The organism is Brachyspira sp. SAP_772, from assembly GCF_009755885.1.
Taxonomy (GTDB): domain Bacteria; phylum Spirochaetota; class Brachyspiria; order Brachyspirales; family Brachyspiraceae; genus Brachyspira.
On record NZ_VYIX01000002.1, the window covers coordinates 788,428 to 806,145 of the forward strand.

Below are 17,718 nucleotides of genomic sequence, written 5' to 3' on the forward strand. Positions count from 1 at the left end.
TTTATTAAATTATTTTTTATTGAATATGATTATTTAGATTCACGATCTAATTTGATTAGAAAATAAGAGGGATTTTATTTTTGTAATAAATTGAAAGACTGTATTTCATAATTAAATGCTGTTTTTTATTATTTAGCTAAAGCCTTAGATAAATCATCATAACCAGCATTATTAAGGTTATTCACATTAGAAAAACCTAAATCAGCCATTATTTTAGAAGCCTGTCCAGAGCGGTTTCCAGTTCTGCAGAATAATATATATTCTTTGCTTTTGTCTAATGATGAAACTTTTTCTTTGAAATCTGCTGCTTTGAAGTCTATATTAGTAGAACCTTCTATAGCACCTATTTCAGCAATCTCTTCCGGAGTTCTAACATCAATCACTATAATGTCAGGATTTGATTGCCATAGAGTGATAACTTCATCTACAGTTAGATTATTATAATTTACTGCATCTTCTGAAGTTTGTGATGAATTGCTGCAGCTTATTAATAATAATAATGCAAAAGAAATTATAATGCTTTTTCTCATAATAAAAACTCTCCTTTTGTTTATAAAAATTTCAAATATGATAACATATAGATGATTATAGTCAATAAATAAATTATCTTTTAAGAATATATAATAATTTGTATGAAAAATTAATAATTATTTTTTATAGTCTACTTGATATTTTTACTTTTTTTGGTTAATATTTTATGTATTAATTTATTGGAGCTTATATGCTAAAAGTATATTCCAAAATAAAATTTAGCACATTTTTTAACAAGCACAAATTCCCTCTTCAATAATAATCTATCATAGTCCGTGAGACTTATATTTATCAAATTCAAATAATTATTAAAAAAAATAAAAGTTTTTGTATACTTTTGTATATATTTAGGAGTTTAGACCTATGTCTGAAAATAAGAAATCATTAATAAAAAAAATTATTTTACTGCTAATAATAGTAATTTGTGTGTTAGCATACTTTTTTATACCAGTAGTAAACAGCAATATTAATGCAATATTTAAAATGTTTGCTACAGGAGATTTTAATGTTGTAAAAGAGTTTGTAGCTTCTTATGGACATTATGCTATGGCTGTTTCATTTATGCTTATGGTTTTTCAATCTATAGCAGCTCCTTTACCAGCATTTTTGATTACATTTGCAAATGCTAATTTATTTGGATGGAAGGCGGGGGCTTTATTATCTTGGTCTAGTGCTATGGCGGGTGCTGCTGTATGTTTTTATATAGCAAGAATATTGGGAAGAGATTTTGTTGAGAAACTTACAAGTAAAACGGGGCTTAAACAGATAGATGACTTCTTTGCTAAATATGGAAGGCAAAGCATTCTTATAGCAAGACTACTTCCTTTTATTTCTTTTGATATAGTAAGTTATGCTGCTGGGCTTACCTCAATGAATTTTTTAAGCTTTTTTATAGCAACTGGTATAGGTCAGCTTCCTGCTACAATAGTTTATTCTTATGTGGGAGGAATGCTTACTGGCGGAGCTAAATTGTTTGTTACAGGGCTTTTAATATTATTTGCTTTATCTGCATTAATAATTCTATTAAGACAAATATATAAAAACAAAAAAGATAAAACTGAAAATAATAATTTAAAAAAAAATGAAAATGAAATCTAAATATATAAAATTAGCAATATTTATATTAGCGGTAATTGTAATCGTTATTGTTAATCATCATTATAAATTGCATGAGAGGTTTCATAATTTTGATGATTTTAAATATATGATAGGCGACAATATTATTAAAGCATCTATAATATATATTATAGCAACTGCTGTTGGAAGTTCTGTATTAGCATTGCCCGGAGTTACATTTGCATTATTTTCTGGAATATTATTTGGGCCTGTGCTTGGTATTATATTATGTTCTTTATCTTCTACTTTGGCTGCTGTAATTTCTTTTTTGATTTCAAGATTTTTTCTTAAGGATGCTGTAAAACCGCTTGTAGAGAAAAATAAGTGCTTGAATAAACTTTTATTTGAAGATGGAAATAAAAATGCTATGCTTCTTTTAATGATTACTAGGTTAGTGCCTTTGTTTCCATATAATATACAAAATTTTGCTTATGGCATTACTGATGTAAGTTTTATAAAATATTCTCTATACACATTTTTGTTTATGCTTCCCGGAATATCTTTATTTACCATAGCATCTGTAGGCATAGTTTCACAGGATAATAAATATTTATATTTTTTAATATCTGCGGCTATATTGATATTTGTGCTTATTATATCATTTTTGCTTAAGAAGAAATATTTAAATAAATGTACTTAAAAAAAATTAAAAAAGGAGCAATAAAATGTATAAAAAAATTATTTTATTTGCATGTTTATCAGTAATGCTGATATCATGCGGCAATCAAGCATCAAATGCATCTTCTAATTCTCAATTAACTAATTCTATTGGGAGTGCTATATTAAGAGACAATGGTGCTGAGCCTGTTATTATTAATGCTGACAAAAAAGAGATAATAATAGAAGCTATAGTAAACGGCAAATATTTTACTAATCCTTCAAGACATCATGGCATAGTGTTTGAAGGCGGAAAATATGGAGATAGGGCAGTTTTAATAGGCTTATCAGATGAAAGAGAAGTTTATCAGGCTTTAATTGATATAGGAGCTATAGCTGGAAATAATCTAAAATTAGAAGAATATACAAAGGTGAGTAAGAATGTAGACGGACAGCAATTAGATGTATATGTTACTTGGGACGGTTTGGGTAAAGAGATTCCTTTTGCTGAGATAATAAAGTCAGATGATGTAAGGGATATGGATATTAGATTTGGAGGAAACTTCGAGGCTGCTAAAGACAATAGAACAGGATGCATACTTTGTCTTGACAGCTGTCCTATAGCTATAACAAGTGATGCAGCTTATGCTACTGCTGAATTAGAAAATAAAAAGATAGACAAGTTTATAAGAGAAGATATATTGCCAAAAGACGGAGAGAGAGTTTCTGTTATATTTAGAATAAAATAATTAAATATTTTATATAAAAAATTTAAAAAGGAGATAGTAGTATGAATAAAAAAATTATTATTATTTTGTCTGCATGTTTATCACTAATGTTTATATCATGCGGAAATCAATCATCACAAAATGCATCTGAAGGTGTTCAATTAACTAATTCTATGGGAAGCGTTATATTAAGAGATGAGGGAGCAGAGCCTGTTATAATAGATGTAGAAAAGAAAGAAGTTATAATTCCTGCAGAAGTAAACGGCAAATATTTTAATTCGCCGACAAGACATGGTGTTGTATTTGATAGGGGTTCAAACGGGGATAAATCTGTTTTAAGGGGATTAGCAGATGAGAGAGAATTTTATCAGGCTTTGATTGATATAGGAGCTGTAGCTGGCAATAATCTCACTATGGATGACATGAAATTAGGAAAAACAGTTGATGGACAAAAATTAGATGTATTTGTTACTTGGGACGGTTTGGGCAAAGAGATTCCTTTTGCTGAAATAATAAGATCAGATGAAGAAAGACCTATGGATATAAGATTCGGCGGAAATATAGAAAATGCTAAAGCAAAAAGAACAGGATGTATACTTTGTCTTGATAGCTGTGCTGTTGGTATAACAAGCGACGCTGCTTATGAAACTGGTGCTGTTGAAATGAAAAAAATAGGAAGATACGGCAGAGAAGATGTATTGCCTGCAGATGGCACAAGAGTTTCTGTTATATTTAGAATAGCTCAAGATAAATAATTAAATTATAAAAGGATTGATAGGTGAAATATTTTATTGTGCTGTATAATACTTTTTTATGGGCTATGATTATTTCTTTTATTATGTTTAAAAATCTATGGCTTGAAATGCGTATGAATATAGGTTTATGCTTTTTTATAATATGGGCTTTACTTTTTATTATATTTATTTTTATTAATAACAAAAAACATATTTTTGAAAAACATTCAATATTCTCGCTTATCAATCTTATTGTATGTTTTATAATTGCTTTAATTATATTATCGCCTTCTGCTATATTATATACTCCTTCTTCTATTATAAGAGATGGTTTGTATGCTAAGAGATTATTAAAATTAAACACTATTAATATAGCTTTGTTTATATTTATGTTTGGCGGTATTTTAATTATATTAATTTCATCTTTAAATAAAAAATTTAATAAAAAATAAAGAAGTGCGGCTAAATGAAATCTAATGCTTTAATAATATTTACTAGAATACCTATCGCAGGCAAAACAAAAACTAGACTTCAGAAAAAATTATCAGCTGAGGAATGCTGCAATCTTCATAAATGTTTTTTAAAAGATATTTATAAAAAAATTATAAGCTTAAAACAAAATAATATTGATATTATAATAGCATATAATCCGGATGGGGATTTAAATATACTAAAAGAAATATTTTATGATGAGGAAAAATATATAAAACAAGAGATAAACTCTCCTAATGAAAATGAAAAAATATATAATTCTATGAAAGAAGTATTTTCTCTTGGATATAAGAAGTGCATATTAATAGGAACTGATATACCGGAGATAGATGAAAAAGACATTATTGATTCTTTTGAGTTATTGGATAATAATGATTTTGTATTTGGGCCTAGCTATGATGGTGGGTATTATTTAGTAGGAATGAAAGAGTATAATGATATAATAGTGAAAGTTAATAGCGGCACTCTTAATAATATTTTAGCTGCTATAGAAAATATTAATTTGAAATATTTTCTTATAGAGAAAAGACATGATATTGATGAATATGATGATTTATTGGCTTTAAATAGCAGGATAAATAATGATAAAAAAATAATAAACACAAGTAATTTTTTAAAAAGCATTAATTTATAATAATTAGGATTTTTTTAAGTGTCTGTTTCTATAATCATACCAATTTTAAATGAAGAAAATACAATAGAAAAATTGATAAGCAATTTAAATGAGCTTGAAGGGGAGTTTGAAGTTATATTCTCTGACGGTGGAAGCAGCGATAAAACATTAAGCATATTAAACAGTGTAATAAAAAATAATTATAAAATAGTTCATTCTCAAAAGGGAAGGGCTAAGCAATTAAATAATGGAGCTAAAGAGAGCAGATACAACATTCTTTTGTTTTTGCATTCTGACAGCATTTTAGAAAAAGATGTTTTAATAAAAATAGAAAACTTTATTAAAACTAATAAAGCAGGGTGCTTAAAAATAAAATTTGACAGCAGAAAAATATTAATGCATATATGCGGATTTTTTTCTAATTTGAGAGTTTCATTAAGGCATATAGCTTTTGGAGATCAGGGTATATTTATAAAGAAAGAATTATTTTATGATATAGGAATGTTTGATGATATAGCTCTTATGGAAGATTATAAATTGTCTATAAAATTAAAAAAGGTTTGTCCAATAAAGGCTATTGATTCATATATAATTTCATCTGCTAGAAGGTTTGAAAAAAATGGCATTATAAAGACTATGATTTGTATGCAGAAGCTTCAGTATATGTTTAGAAGCGGTGAAGATATAGAAAAGATAGCTAATATATATAACAATATGAAATGAGGATTTTTTTATGAAGATGCCAGATAATGTAAAAGACTGTATTCATTGTAACAAGTGCATAAAAAAATGCAGTTTTTTAACTAAATATAACATGGATTTGGAAGAGTTTTCTAAAAGAGGATATTTGGCATATCATTGTTTTTTATGTAATGATTGTAAGATAGTATGCCCTAAGGATATAGACGGCTCTAAGATATCTTTAGCTTTGAGGCATAGTAAAGTAGAATCATCTAAAGATAACAAAAAGGAAATAGAAAAAAAATATAGAGCTTTATTGTTTGAGAAAAAAGATTATATATTTAAAAACTATAGTAATGTGATAAGTGAGTCTGTAATTTTTCCGGGATGCAATTTTTCATCATTTTATCCTGATGCTTTAAAAGATATATTACACAAATTTAAAAAAGAATATAATATTGGAGTGGTATTTGACTGCTGCGGGAAACCTATAGCTGAGTTGGGAATAGAAGAATATGAAGCAAATATAATAAAAAAATTAGAAGAGAATATGCTTTCAAGGGGAGTTAAGGAGATAATAACTTTATGTCCTAATTGTTATTATTTTTTAAAGCCTAGAATTAATATAAAAATTATCACTATATATGAGAAGATGAATGAGCTTGGATTAAAATTTAATTTAAATAAAAAAGAAGAGATAAATCTTTTTGTACCTTGCCCAGATAAAGAGACAAAATATATAAAAGATTCTATATTAAAGATTATTGATTTGGATAAAGATAAAATAAAAGAGATAAATGATGTTAATTGCTGCGGGTTAGGGGGATGTGCTATTTCTAATGAAAGAGAATTGGCGGAAGGATTTATAGATAAACTTAAAGAGAAGAATATTGAAGAGTTATATGTTTACTGTGCTACTTGTGCGGGTAATTTTAATAGGCATAATATAAAAAATATTCATCATATTTTACTTGATATGTTTAATATGGATAATTTGAAAATAAAAAATAAAACTTCTATACTGAGCAGAGCTTTATTTAAGTTTTTTAAATTGTAAGAAATAATATATAATTGAAACTTACAAATAGGATTAAAAATGATTAAAAAAATATTATTTGCTTTAATAACTATAATTCAAGTTTTGTTTGTAATACTAGCTTTTGTTTTGCATGTTCTATCTAAAAAGAAAATGGGCGTAATGCGTCATTTTGTATACACCAACAATAAATTAAACAGCATTTATAATATGGAAAATGTTATGAATATTGCTTCTATTATAGTTTTAATTATAATCATACTTTCTATAGTGATGTTTATTTATATTATCAAAAAAAAGCCTCGCATATATTTGTATGTATTAAATATTTCATTATTTTTATTTGGAATACTTTTAATTTCTTTTTTTAATATATTCTCTCAAAAGACATTATTATCATATTATTATATGTCATTAATATTTTTTATAGCTTATGCAGTGGAGTTTATAAAAACGGTAGTATATTTTATGATATCAAAATCTTCTATTACGAAAATAAAATAATAAAAATGAAATAATAAAAAATAATAATTATAAAAATATAAATAAAAAATAAAAGCGGACATCAAAAAAGAATGCCCGCTTATAATAAACTTTACAATAATTAATTATTAGTTCTAGGGTCTCCTAATTGAATAGGAAGTTCTGGGTTCATCTGCCATACATACCAACCGCCGTCAAACAAAGTTACATTAGTCCAGCCTTCCTGATAAGCTATTAAAAACGGTATAGCAGCTCTCCAGCCAGTTCCGCAATAGAATGATATTTCATTGTCTTTTGTTACTCCCCATTCATTCCATATTTCTTGTGCTTCATCTATGCTTATAACTTTTCCATTATCATCAACATAATCAAACTCATCTCTTCCCCAAACAGCTCCCTTAGGCTCTCCAACTTTTTCTATATAACTATAACCGCTTATTTTACCTATAAACTCATCCCAGCTTCTTATGCTTACAAGTTTGAAATTAGGATCTTTTTGTTTTTCTATTATTTGTTCAGGAAGTGATATAATATATTCAGGATGAGCAGGAACAGTAACTCCAACATCTTCTATAGGAGCAGCTTTTTCAGCATTATTAGAAGTAGCATATCCCATATCAGTCCAAGCTTTCAAATTGCCGTCTAATATATGAACCTCTTCAACTCCAGCCCAAAGAAATGTAAGAGCAACTCTAGCAGCAGGAGAAGGCTCTCCATAAATGATTACAGCAGTATCTTTTGATATTCCGAAATCTTTCATAACCTGTTCTATCTCTTCAGGAGTTCTCACATTCCAATAATTAGGCTCTTCTATTAAGTCTGTGTTTATATGCAAAGCACCGGGTATATGAGCATTCTTATAATCGGCACTTGGCTCTCCCCAAGAAGCTTCTAAAATAACATAATTTGATGACTGAGGCTGATTTCCATCTATAACACTCTTCACCCAATCGGCACTTACATACACTCTCTGCTTTTCTACAGGAGAAGCATTTACTGAATCTGTTTGTGTTGCTGTTTGATTTGTTGTTTCTGTTTTTCCGCATGATAAAAATAAAAATAATATAAAAAGTAAAGATAACTTTTTCATTTTTTTGTTTCTCCTAAAAAAATATTTTGTTTAGATTATATTATTAATTTATGTGTTGGTCAATAATTTTTAGTTTATATTTTGTTTAGTTAAATATATTCAATTTTTATATTTTATAATTTTTAAAAATATATATAATAAAAAATTATGGAGGATGTTATGGACTTAGAAAAAAAACTTGAACAATATTATCAAAGCTCTTCTATAAAAGATGATATGGCAAAATGCGAATCTACAAATGATTTAAGCAAAATAAATAGGAGTACTTATGATTATTTTCGTGGACAACAAGATGATTTTTTGAAAGATTATTTTTCTATAGAAGATGAGAAATTAAAGAAAAGATATGAACATTTCATGAAGATAATTATTTATGGAAGAGATAAGGGAGGAGAAGGCGGAACTAAATATGTTATTTTTGATTATATAGTCAATAAAGATTTTGAAAAATCACTCAGATATCTTCTTTATGGATATGAGAAAAAATATAAAGAGAATGCAAGAACTCTAAATGGTCAAGGTTCAATATATAAAGTTTTTGAAAATTTTAATAAATACTTTAGTAAAGAGTTTCAAGAATATACAGATAAATATATTGATATTATTAATAACAATGATAATAAAAAAATATTAAAAAAAATGGACAGAGATGCTGTAATACCATTGATTGCAATATGTTCTGTGATAAAAAATAATAAAGAATGCGATGAAAAATATATTAATGCAGCTGTAAAATCATTCGATGTTCTTCCTAATCTTTATGACACTTTAAATGTAATTGCTGCTGTTTTAGATAAAAATGAGGCTGTAAAAAATAAATTTATAGAAGTGCTTAATAAAAATGAAGAATATATCATTGACATTAATATTATACTTGGATACCATTTAAGATTATTAGATTATAAAAATCCTTATAAAGCTAGAGAGAAATTCTTTAAAGCTATAAATTATCCAAATGATTTCACATTTATAGCACAGCATTTTGATAACTATTATCATTATGAGTTCATTTATGGGGCAAGAGATTTATATTTAAATCATAAAGAAGATTTTTATAAAATTTATAATTTTGTAGAAAACAGTTTAAATAGTGATAGAAATAATGATAGAAACAAAAGAATATTCATAATACTTAGCAGTGTTTTATTAGAGCATAATGATAATAAAATAGACACAAATAATTTAAAAAAATCTGCAGTTGTATTACAAACTATAGTTAATGAATTTACAGAAGATAAGTTTAATAAGTATGCTAAAAGACCTACTCTCAGTTCTACAGAAAATATTGAAGAAATATTTGATAAAGATAAAAATAAACTCTTTGATACGCTTATAGATTATTATACAGACAAAAAAAATACATACGCTCTATACAGTACATACAGATGGGGAAATACTCTCCCTGGATATAGTCTTAATACAGATCTTTATTATTTATTCTCTTTATTTAATTATGACATTCCTGAAATGAAAAACTATAAAAAGTTTGCTCTCGATATTCTTAAATATTTACCAATTCAGATTGGAATAAGAAAATATATAGAAGTGCAGGCATCTGTAGGAAGTAAAACTTTAAAAGAAGTTATTGATAGCTTATTAAATAATAAAGAATTAAATATTACATTAAAAGAAATCTTATTATCATACTATTTTGATTATGTAGGAGATATTTCAAATTGGGATTATGAATATGGCGACGAATCTCTTCCTACTTTATATAAAGAGCTTAGATGCTTAGATGAAAATAATAATGTTATTATAAATAGTGTGAAAGATGAATTATTAAAAAGCTATTTTGATGAAGTGGTAAATATATTAAATGATGATAAGTTTATAAAAGACAATATAGCAAGCAATAAAAATACAGCCTTAGATATATTAAAGACTTTATATAATAAATATAATTATAATGATTATCATTTACTTTATACAGTTCTTGAAAATACAAAGAGAGTCGAAGTAAAAAGGCATTGTATTAAAGTTATTTCTGACAATGAATCTATTACAAGAGAATATGTTGAGAAGATGTCAGAGAAAGCAAGATCATCAGAACTTAAAGGGGCTTTAAAAAATATTATTAAAAATTGGAACTTAAAAAAATACGGTGATAATTTTAAGAGTATTGATGAGGCATTAGAGTTTATTGACACTTACTACAATACAAACTATGAGAAAAATATAAAATTCTTAGATGATATTCATTTGACAAAAGTTTTATACATGAACGGCAAAGAGGCTGATGAGAGAATATTTAAATATATTGTTATGGAGTATATGAATTTAGTAGAGCCTGCAAAATTAAAAGACTGCGATATGCTTGCGGGTATTCTTGATACTGCTTCATTTACCGATGCTTTGGAAATGTTATATATTCATTGGAGAGATTCTAACTATGAAGCTACAAAGAAAAATATTTTAATACCTTATTTGATATATTCTGATGATTTGAAAGTAGATAAAGTTTATCCTCTTGTAAAAGAGTTTGCAAAAAGTTCACGCACTGTTATGGCTGCATTTATTATAAGATGTATGGCTTTGAATGGAAAAAATTATGCCTTAATATTGGTAGACGGGCTCACAAGAAAAGCTCCTACTGCAAAGATAAAAGAAGTAGCAATAGAAACAATGGAGAATGCTGCTTATATGCTTGATATGACCGCCGATGAGCTTTCGGATAGAATAATACCTAATTTTGGATTTAGTCAAAAGGGTGAGAAAGTTTTAAACTACGGCGGAGAAGCAAAAAGAACTTTTACATTATCAATAAACAATGACCTTGAACTTACAATTACAGACAATGAAAAAGGAAAAATAATCAAATCGCTCCCTGCACCAAACAGCAAAGACGATAAAGCAGAAGCTGACAGTGCCAAAAAAGAATGTACTACTCTTAAAAAAGAGATAAAAACTTTAATACAGAATCAGAAAATAAGACTTCAAAGAGTGTTATTAAATGGAAGGAAATGGACTTACAACAATTTTAAAACCGTATTTGTTGAAAACCCAATAATGAATATGTTTGCTTTAAAACTCATTTGGGGTGCTTATGATGAGAATAACAGTTTAATAGAAAGTTTCAGGTATATGGAAGACGGCACATTTAACACAGTTGATGAAGAAGAATACACTCTAAAAGAAAATAGCTTAATAACTTTAGTTCACCCCTCAGAATTGGATGCTGACACTATAGCAAAATGGGAAAGTCAATTATCAGATTATGAGATAGTTCAGCCAATAGATCAGCTTGATTTCAAATATGAAGAGATTACAGAGAAATACATAAGCGAAGACAAAATCAATTCTCTAAACTCCAAAACAATAAAAGCAGGAGTGTTAATGTCATTAGCAAGCAAGTATGATATGGCTAGGGGCGAGGCTATGGACGGAGGAACTTTCTTTGAGTACATATTAAAAGACACTTATCTTAATATATCAGTTCACATAACATTCGACTATATGTATTTTGGAATAGATGCTAATGAAGATGTTAGTTTTGGGGACATTGAGTTTTATGAGATTGATGACGGCATTGAGAGTTTGATTAATCCTTTAAAAGTTAATAAAAGATTTGCTTCATCAATTTACAGCATAGTGAAAAGTATTTTTGGAGAGTAAATTTATTTAATACGCACGGTGATTAGATTAGAAATTTAAAGTAGTTAATAATGCAATTTGTGTTGTTAACTACTTTTTTATTTATCGTGCGGTGTGTATACCAAAACAACTATAGTTTGTCAAAAATAAATTTATATTTTTGTTTTGATATCTAGGGCTTTGCCCCAGACCCCACTTCTTTTGGTGCCACAAAGAAGCAAAAGGACTATATTTTAGCTTAAATTAATAATTTATATTACATGTAATACTATTTTAGTACTATTTAGTATTAATTTTATATTTGCACTTTTTGGTTCTTTTTGCGGCGGGAAAAAGAACAATAAAAAAATTGACAAATTTAAAAATTTTTAGTGTATACTAAAAATTTAAATAACGCTAGGGCAGGATATATAAATTAAGTTTTAAAATTTAATTACATTTCTCCACCCTTTAGGCTTTTAGTTTTTTTCTCTCATTTCTATATTATTTTTCTTTTTTGTTTATTCTGTTATTTTAGCCGCCCGCCCAAGATTTTTTTAAATTTATGATTCGCACAACGCACGCTAAGCTAATCAAAGTTTATAAATAAATCAATAATGCAGTTTTTGTTATATTTAGAAACAAGCTCAACGTGCGAGTTTTTAAACTTAAATTCTTATCTTTGTATTATACCTAAAAAGTATACATTATCATAAATAATAAATATTTGATATACATAATTTTTCTATTATAATAACATTAAATTAATAAGCGGAGGATAAGCTAATGATTAAAACTTTTTTAAAAAGAGTAGTATTATTTTCAGTATATATGCTTTTCCCTATAAGCACTATTATGGCGCAAAATAATACATTGAAATGGGATAAAACTTTTAAAAAAAGCGATAAGGTAACAGTAAAAAAAGTTTCATTCTATAATAGATTAGGAATAAATATAGTTGCTGATTTATATGTTCCTAAAGATATTAACACCAATCAAAAATATAGAGCATTAGTTGTAGGCGGACCTTACGGAGCAGTAAAAGAGCAGGCAGCAGGAGTATATGCTCAGGCTATGGCAGAGAGAGGATTTATAACTATAGCATTTGATCCTTCATACAACGGCGAAAGCGGAGGCTCTCCTCATTATACTGCTTCTCCTGAGGCATTTGCTGAAGATTTCAGTGCTGCTGTTGATTTTCTTGGAACGCTTGATTATGTTGATAGAAATGAAATAAGTGCTATAGGGGTGTGCGGAAGCGGAAGTTTTGTTTTGAGTGCTGCTCAGATTGACACTAGAATAAAAGCTATAGCAGTGGCAAGTATGTATGATATGGGAAGAGTAGCTCGTCAAGGTTTATATGATTCTGTAACTCCTGAAGACAGAAGAAAAATGATAGATGATATTTCTAAACAGAGATGGAATGAATATGAGGGAGGAGAGAAAAAATATCAAATAGGCACACCTGAAACCATAGATGAAAACTCACCAGATATAGTAAAAGAGTTTTATAGTTATTATCGCACTGATAGGGGTTTTCACCCACGTGCAACAACTACAATGTCTATTATAAGTACTGTAAGCTTGATGAATTATTATCCTTTGGAGCAGATTGATTTTATATCACCAAGACCTATACTTTTTATAGCAGGAGAAAATGCTCATTCAAGATATTTTAGTGAAGATGCATATCAAAAAGCAAAAGAGCCTAAAGAGTTAATAATAATACCTAATGCAAATCATGTTGATCTTTATGATAGAGTTGATTTAATACCTTTTGATAGATTAGCTAATTTTTTTAATGAGAGTTTAACTAATAAAAATTAGGAAAAATTGAAAAGTATAAACGGTAAGTAGATTATAAACATAAACTAGTTAATAATACATTTGTATTGTTAGCTAGTTTTTATTTATATCGAGGTTGTTAGCTTATATTATATTTGAAAAAATTTTTTATTCATATTTACTTTAAATTTTTATTATGCTAGCCTTCTATAAATTCAAATTGCGGAGTATAGTATGTATCATTCAAGATTTAAAGGAAGTCATTATGAAGCAGGTTTCAAATATGGAAGTATACTTTCTAAAAATAATATAAACCCTTTAAGTAAAATAAATATATCAAGAGAGCGTAAGGCCTTTTCAACAAAATGCATGCCAATATATAAAGAATTTTTTCCTGAAATAATAGAAGAAATAAAAGGGATGGCTGACGGATTAAGCAGCAATAATATAAAAACTGATTATGAAGATATAGCAGATTTTTTATTTGCAATATATGCTTTTACGTTTGAAAATAAATGTTCTTCTTTTGCATTTAAAACTGATGATAATATTATTTTAGCAAAAAATAGTGATTTTATAAAAAGCATAAAAAACTATTGTGATAGCGTATATTACAAATTAAATGATTCATATTCATTTATAGGAAATACAACGGCATTCATTGAAATGGAAGATGGTATTAATGAAAAAGGGCTTGCTTGTTCTTTGACTTTTGTATATCCTGTCAAAATAAATTATGGTTTTAATGCTGGTATGCTTATACGATATATATTAGAAAAATGTAATGATGTGAATGAGGCTTTATCTTTTTTAGAAGAAGTGCCTATATCATCAGCACAAAATATTATTATAGCAGATAGAAATTCTAATATAGCATTAGTTGAATGCAACTGTGATAAAAAGCATATAATAAAAAATGATTATGTATTTACTTCCAATCATTTTGTAAGTGAATGTATGAGAGTTTATCAAACAGATTTAGAAGATAATGTGCATTCTCATGAAAGATATAATACATTAGAAAATGCTTTTAGAAACTATAAATATGATTTAGATTTTTCAAAAGAATTATTATCAGGCAAATATGGTTTTATATGTCAGTATGATAAGGAAGATTATATTGATACTATTTGGTCAAGTATATATTCTATAAAGGATAAAAAGATATATAGAGCAGAAGGCAATCCATCAAGAAATAGTTTTAAAGAGGATAGAAGATTAAAATTTTCTTATTAAATAATTTAAATATTAATTGAAAATAATTTTAAAATTCTTTTAACGCACGGTTAATAAAATTTTATATATAATTGAGTTTAAATTATTAATTTATTCTAAGTTTAAAAAAATATTCTGCGTGCGGCGTATATACAATAAATTTAAATAATGCTAGGGTGGGGCTTTAAAATTCTGTTTAATCAAATTAAGAAAATAAAAGTTAAAATTAAAAATAAAATCAATAAAGAATAATGGGCGGGGAATCTAATAAAAATTTTAAAGTTTGTCAATTTTTTTTGTTGTTCTTTTTCCAGACCTTTAGGCTTTCTGTTTTTATTCAACTTTTTCCCGCAGCAAAAAGTTGCAAAAAGTGCAAATGTTTCAACTTTACCTTTTTTGAATATATAAATATAAAATAATATCTATTTTATCTATACATAAAAAGTTATACTTTATTAAATGCAGTCTTTTTGCTTCTTTTATACCAATATCGAGTAGGTGCCTATCGGCAAAAGAACTGGGGGGCGTACCATAAGGGTATGCTTCTCAGGGGGCTAGTCCCCGCAGATAATTTAAAATAAAAAATTAATCACGTTCACCACCATTTAGGTTTTATGTTTTTTATAGTGTATGTGTTATTTTTCCTTTTTTGCTTTCACAGTTATTTTAGCCACCCGCCCAAGTTTTTTTTAAGTTTTTAGTTTACATAACGCACGCTAAGTTAAACAAAGTTTGTAAATCAATCAATAATGTAGTTTTTGCTATATTTATAAACAAGTTCACCGTGCGGTAAATGAAGCCTATATTCAAATAAAATTTCATTACATTCCCCGCCCTTTAGAATTATTAGTTTTTCTCTCGTTTATGTGTTATTTTTCTTTTTTGTTTTCGCTGTTGTTTTAGCCACCCGCCCAAGTTTTTTTAAATTTATAGTTCGCACAACGCACGCTAAACTAAATAAAATATATAAATAAATTAATAATGCAGTTTTTGTTATATTTGAAAAGTTTTTCACCGTGCGGAAAATGAACTATTAATTTCAATAGAATTTTCATTACATTCCCCGCCCTCTAGGTTTCCTGTTTTATCTCGTTTATGCGTCATTTTTCTTTTTTGGTTTATGCCGTTATTTTAGCTGCCCACCCAAGTTTTTTTAAATTCATAGTTCGTACAACGCACGCTAAGCTAAACAAAATATATAAATCAATCAATAATGCAGTTTTCATTATATTTGAAAAGTTGTTCACCGTGCGGTAAATGAAACCTATATTCAAATAAAATTTTAATTACATTTTCCCGCCTTCTAGGCTTTCTGATTTTTCTAAATTTTTATATACTAAAAAATTTTTAAGTTTGTAATTTTTTATGTTGTTCTTTTTCCCGCCGCAAAAAGAACCAAAAAGTGCAAGTGCTATAGCTTTATATTTTTGGAATATATAAAATAATGTTTATATTTTTGTTATACATAAAAAGCTATACTTCATTAAATGCAGTTCTTTTGCTTCTTTTATATCAATAAAAGAAGTGGGGTGCGGGGCAAAGCCCTGCAAATAAATAAAAAATAGAAATTTAGAAAATATAAAAATCTTTGGTATATATTAAAGTTATTATATTTTTATAAATTATAATTATTAACTCTTTCCCGCAGCTTGCACCCATACCTAAAGGTACTTCCTTCGGTCGTGGTGCGGACTTCGTCAAAGTTTTCGCTCTCCGGGCACGCTTCGTAGGTGGCAAGCCATCACAAATAAAAAAACTAAAAAATATTTTAACAAACTCAAATTTTTTAATATACACTGAAACAAATGTATTTTATTAATTTCTTTCTATTATATAAATGTTATCAACTTTTTTATCGCTCAAAAAAGTTGCAAAAAACGCAAATATTTTTACTTTATATGTATGAATATCTATAAATATGGAATAATATTTTTTGTTTACACCTAAAGGTATAGTTCTAAAAATGCAGTTCTTTTGGTTCTTTTATACCAATAAAAGAACTGGGGGTGTGGGGGGCAAAGCCACCACAAACAAAAAACTTAAATTTTTTTAGTATATATTAAATAACTATAATTTATGTTTTTATTTTTATTCAACTTTTTCCCGCCGCAAAAAGTTTTCGCCCTTCGGGCACGCTTTGCGAAAGTGCAAATATTTTTATTTTATATGTATGAATATCTATAAATATAAAATAATATTTTTTGTTTACACTTAGAGGTATAGTTCTAAAAATGCAGTTCTTTTGCTTCTTTTATACCAATACCTAGTAGGAGCCTATCGGCAAAAGAACTGGTGGTGCGTACCCTAAGGGCACGCTTCGCAGGGGGGCTAGTCCCCGCAGATAATAAAAAACATAAAAATTTTATTGTTCTTTTTCCCACCCTTTAGGTTTTATGTTTTTTATCTTGTTTGTGTGTTCTTTTTCTTTTTTGCTTTCGCTCTTGTTTTAGCCGCCCGCCCAAGTTTTTTTAGTTTGTAGTTTCTACAACGCACGCTAAACTAAACAAAATATATAAATCAATTAACAAGGCAGTTTTTGTTATATTTTAAAATCTACTCACCGTGCGGTATTTTAAACCTAATAAAATTTATATTTGATACCTAAATCATACCTATCATTTTACTTAATTATTGACTTTAATATTATGTTTGTTATAATATTTTTGAATAAATCTTTAAGGAGAAAATATATTATGAGTTTAAATATAGAAGATAAAGGTAAAGCAAAAGTTGTAAAATTAGAAGGTAAATTAGATGTTAATTTATCTGTATCTATAGAAAGCGAATTAGATGCTCTTATAGAATCTGGAAGTATTAATTTAATTTTAGAGATTTCTAAAGTTGAATATTTAAGTTCAAGCGGAATTAGAGTATTTATTAATATGATGAGAAAAGTAAAAGATAAAAATGGAAAACTCGTTTTAGCTTCTGTACCTGATGCTATAAAGAAAATATTAAAAACTGTAGATTTAGAAGATTTATTTGAAGTTTTTGACAGCGTTGATGATGCTTTAGCTTCATTCTAAAATATTTTAAAAGTTTTA

The 17,718-nt window shown here is 27.4% G+C and carries 15 protein-coding genes; 13 read left to right on the top strand and 2 right to left on the bottom strand.

The window, feature by feature from the left end:
• Positions 1-128: 128 nt before the first annotated feature.
• Positions 129-530: a rhodanese-like domain-containing protein gene (locus GQX97_RS08675; protein ID WP_157151543.1), complete on the bottom strand. Its 402-nt coding sequence runs from the start codon at positions 528-530 to the stop codon at positions 129-131.
• A 364-nt stretch (positions 531-894) separates the two neighbouring features.
• Here GQX97_RS08675 and GQX97_RS08680 point away from each other — a divergent pair, with 364 nt between their 5' ends.
• Genes GQX97_RS08680 through GQX97_RS08720 form a run of 9 tightly spaced genes read left to right on the top strand, consistent with a single transcriptional unit; the run spans position 895 to position 7,032 of the window.
• Positions 895-1,629 (top strand): TVP38/TMEM64 family protein, encoded by a 735-nt coding sequence (locus tag GQX97_RS08680; protein ID WP_157151544.1) that lies wholly within the window; start codon positions 895-897, stop codon positions 1,627-1,629.
• Positions 1,619-2,287, top strand: a complete 669-nt coding sequence (locus GQX97_RS08685) for a TVP38/TMEM64 family protein (protein ID WP_232473302.1) — start codon at positions 1,619-1,621, stop codon at positions 2,285-2,287. The genes GQX97_RS08680 and GQX97_RS08685 overlap by 11 nt, the downstream gene beginning before the upstream one ends.
• A gap of 25 nt (positions 2,288-2,312) precedes the next feature.
• A complete protein-coding gene (locus GQX97_RS08690) occupies positions 2,313-2,993 on the top strand; it encodes a YdjY domain-containing protein (protein ID WP_157151546.1) in 681 nt (226 codons plus the stop codon).
• Positions 2,994-3,034: 41 nt separating this feature from the next.
• The gene (locus GQX97_RS08695) at positions 3,035-3,727 is read left to right on the top strand and encodes a YdjY domain-containing protein (protein WP_157151547.1); all 693 of its coding nucleotides are present in this window, start codon (positions 3,035-3,037) and stop codon (positions 3,725-3,727) included.
• A 23-nt stretch (positions 3,728-3,750) separates the two neighbouring features.
• Complete coding sequence (locus GQX97_RS08700) at positions 3,751-4,158, top strand: hypothetical protein (protein WP_157151548.1); 408 nt, start codon at positions 3,751-3,753, stop codon at positions 4,156-4,158.
• A gap of 14 nt (positions 4,159-4,172) precedes the next feature.
• Entirely contained in the window at positions 4,173-4,832 is a 660-nt protein-coding gene (locus GQX97_RS08705) for a TIGR04282 family arsenosugar biosynthesis glycosyltransferase (protein ID WP_157151549.1), read from the top strand.
• 18 nt (positions 4,833-4,850) lie between these two features.
• Positions 4,851-5,534, top strand: coding sequence for a TIGR04283 family arsenosugar biosynthesis glycosyltransferase (locus tag GQX97_RS08710; protein ID WP_157151550.1), 684 nt, complete (start codon positions 4,851-4,853; stop codon positions 5,532-5,534).
• A 10-nt stretch (positions 5,535-5,544) separates the two neighbouring features.
• On the top strand, positions 5,545-6,549 hold the full coding sequence (locus tag GQX97_RS08715; RefSeq protein WP_157151551.1) for a (Fe-S)-binding protein: 1,005 nt from the start codon (positions 5,545-5,547) through the stop codon (positions 6,547-6,549).
• 39 nt (positions 6,550-6,588) lie between these two features.
• Positions 6,589-7,032 (top strand): hypothetical protein, encoded by a 444-nt coding sequence (locus GQX97_RS08720; RefSeq protein WP_157151552.1) that lies wholly within the window; start codon positions 6,589-6,591, stop codon positions 7,030-7,032.
• 100 nt (positions 7,033-7,132) lie between these two features.
• On the opposite strand, the gene GQX97_RS08725 is transcribed toward GQX97_RS08720, so the two are convergent.
• Positions 7,133-8,101 (bottom strand): sulfurtransferase, encoded by a 969-nt coding sequence (locus GQX97_RS08725; RefSeq protein WP_157151553.1) that lies wholly within the window; start codon positions 8,099-8,101, stop codon positions 7,133-7,135.
• 159 nt (positions 8,102-8,260) lie between these two features.
• On the opposite strand from GQX97_RS08725, the gene GQX97_RS08730 reads away from it, so the two are divergent.
• From GQX97_RS08730 to GQX97_RS08745, 4 genes are all read left to right on the top strand, one after another.
• Positions 8,261-11,716, top strand: a complete 3,456-nt coding sequence (locus GQX97_RS08730; RefSeq protein ID WP_157151554.1) for a DUF4132 domain-containing protein — start codon at positions 8,261-8,263, stop codon at positions 11,714-11,716.
• Between the two features lie 744 nt (positions 11,717-12,460).
• Positions 12,461-13,501 (top strand): alpha/beta hydrolase, encoded by a 1,041-nt coding sequence (locus GQX97_RS08735; RefSeq protein ID WP_157151555.1) that lies wholly within the window; start codon positions 12,461-12,463, stop codon positions 13,499-13,501.
• Positions 13,502-13,693: 192 nt separating this feature from the next.
• Entirely contained in the window at positions 13,694-14,695 is a 1,002-nt protein-coding gene (locus GQX97_RS08740) for a C45 family autoproteolytic acyltransferase/hydolase (RefSeq protein WP_157151556.1), read from the top strand.
• Between the two features lie 2,672 nt (positions 14,696-17,367).
• On the top strand, positions 17,368-17,700 hold the full coding sequence (locus tag GQX97_RS08745; protein ID WP_157151557.1) for an STAS domain-containing protein: 333 nt from the start codon (positions 17,368-17,370) through the stop codon (positions 17,698-17,700).
• Positions 17,701-17,718: the final 18 nt, after the last annotated feature.

What these genes read in the sequence shown, in the direction of transcription:
- GQX97_RS08675 (WP_157151543.1), bottom strand. Translation starts at nt 530, where the DNA reads ATGAGAAAAAGCATTATAATTTCTTTTGCATTATTATTATTAATAAGC.
- GQX97_RS08680 (WP_157151544.1), top strand. Translation starts at nt 895, where the DNA reads ATGTCTGAAAATAAGAAATCATTAATAAAAAAAATTATTTTACTGCTA.
- GQX97_RS08685 (WP_232473302.1), top strand. Translation starts at nt 1,619, where the DNA reads ATGAAATCTAAATATATAAAATTAGCAATATTTATATTAGCGGTAATT.
- GQX97_RS08690 (WP_157151546.1), top strand. Translation starts at nt 2,313, where the DNA reads ATGTATAAAAAAATTATTTTATTTGCATGTTTATCAGTAATGCTGATA.
- GQX97_RS08695 (WP_157151547.1), top strand. Translation starts at nt 3,035, where the DNA reads ATGAATAAAAAAATTATTATTATTTTGTCTGCATGTTTATCACTAATG.
- GQX97_RS08705 (WP_157151549.1), top strand. Translation starts at nt 4,173, where the DNA reads ATGAAATCTAATGCTTTAATAATATTTACTAGAATACCTATCGCAGGC.
- GQX97_RS08715 (WP_157151551.1), top strand. Translation starts at nt 5,545, where the DNA reads ATGAAGATGCCAGATAATGTAAAAGACTGTATTCATTGTAACAAGTGC.
- GQX97_RS08720 (WP_157151552.1), top strand. Translation starts at nt 6,589, where the DNA reads ATGATTAAAAAAATATTATTTGCTTTAATAACTATAATTCAAGTTTTG.
- GQX97_RS08725 (WP_157151553.1), bottom strand. Translation starts at nt 8,101, where the DNA reads ATGAAAAAGTTATCTTTACTTTTTATATTATTTTTATTTTTATCATGC.
- GQX97_RS08730 (WP_157151554.1), top strand. Translation starts at nt 8,261, where the DNA reads ATGGACTTAGAAAAAAAACTTGAACAATATTATCAAAGCTCTTCTATA.
- GQX97_RS08735 (WP_157151555.1), top strand. Translation starts at nt 12,461, where the DNA reads ATGATTAAAACTTTTTTAAAAAGAGTAGTATTATTTTCAGTATATATG.
- GQX97_RS08740 (WP_157151556.1), top strand. Translation starts at nt 13,694, where the DNA reads ATGTATCATTCAAGATTTAAAGGAAGTCATTATGAAGCAGGTTTCAAA.
- GQX97_RS08745 (WP_157151557.1), top strand. Translation starts at nt 17,368, where the DNA reads ATGAGTTTAAATATAGAAGATAAAGGTAAAGCAAAAGTTGTAAAATTA.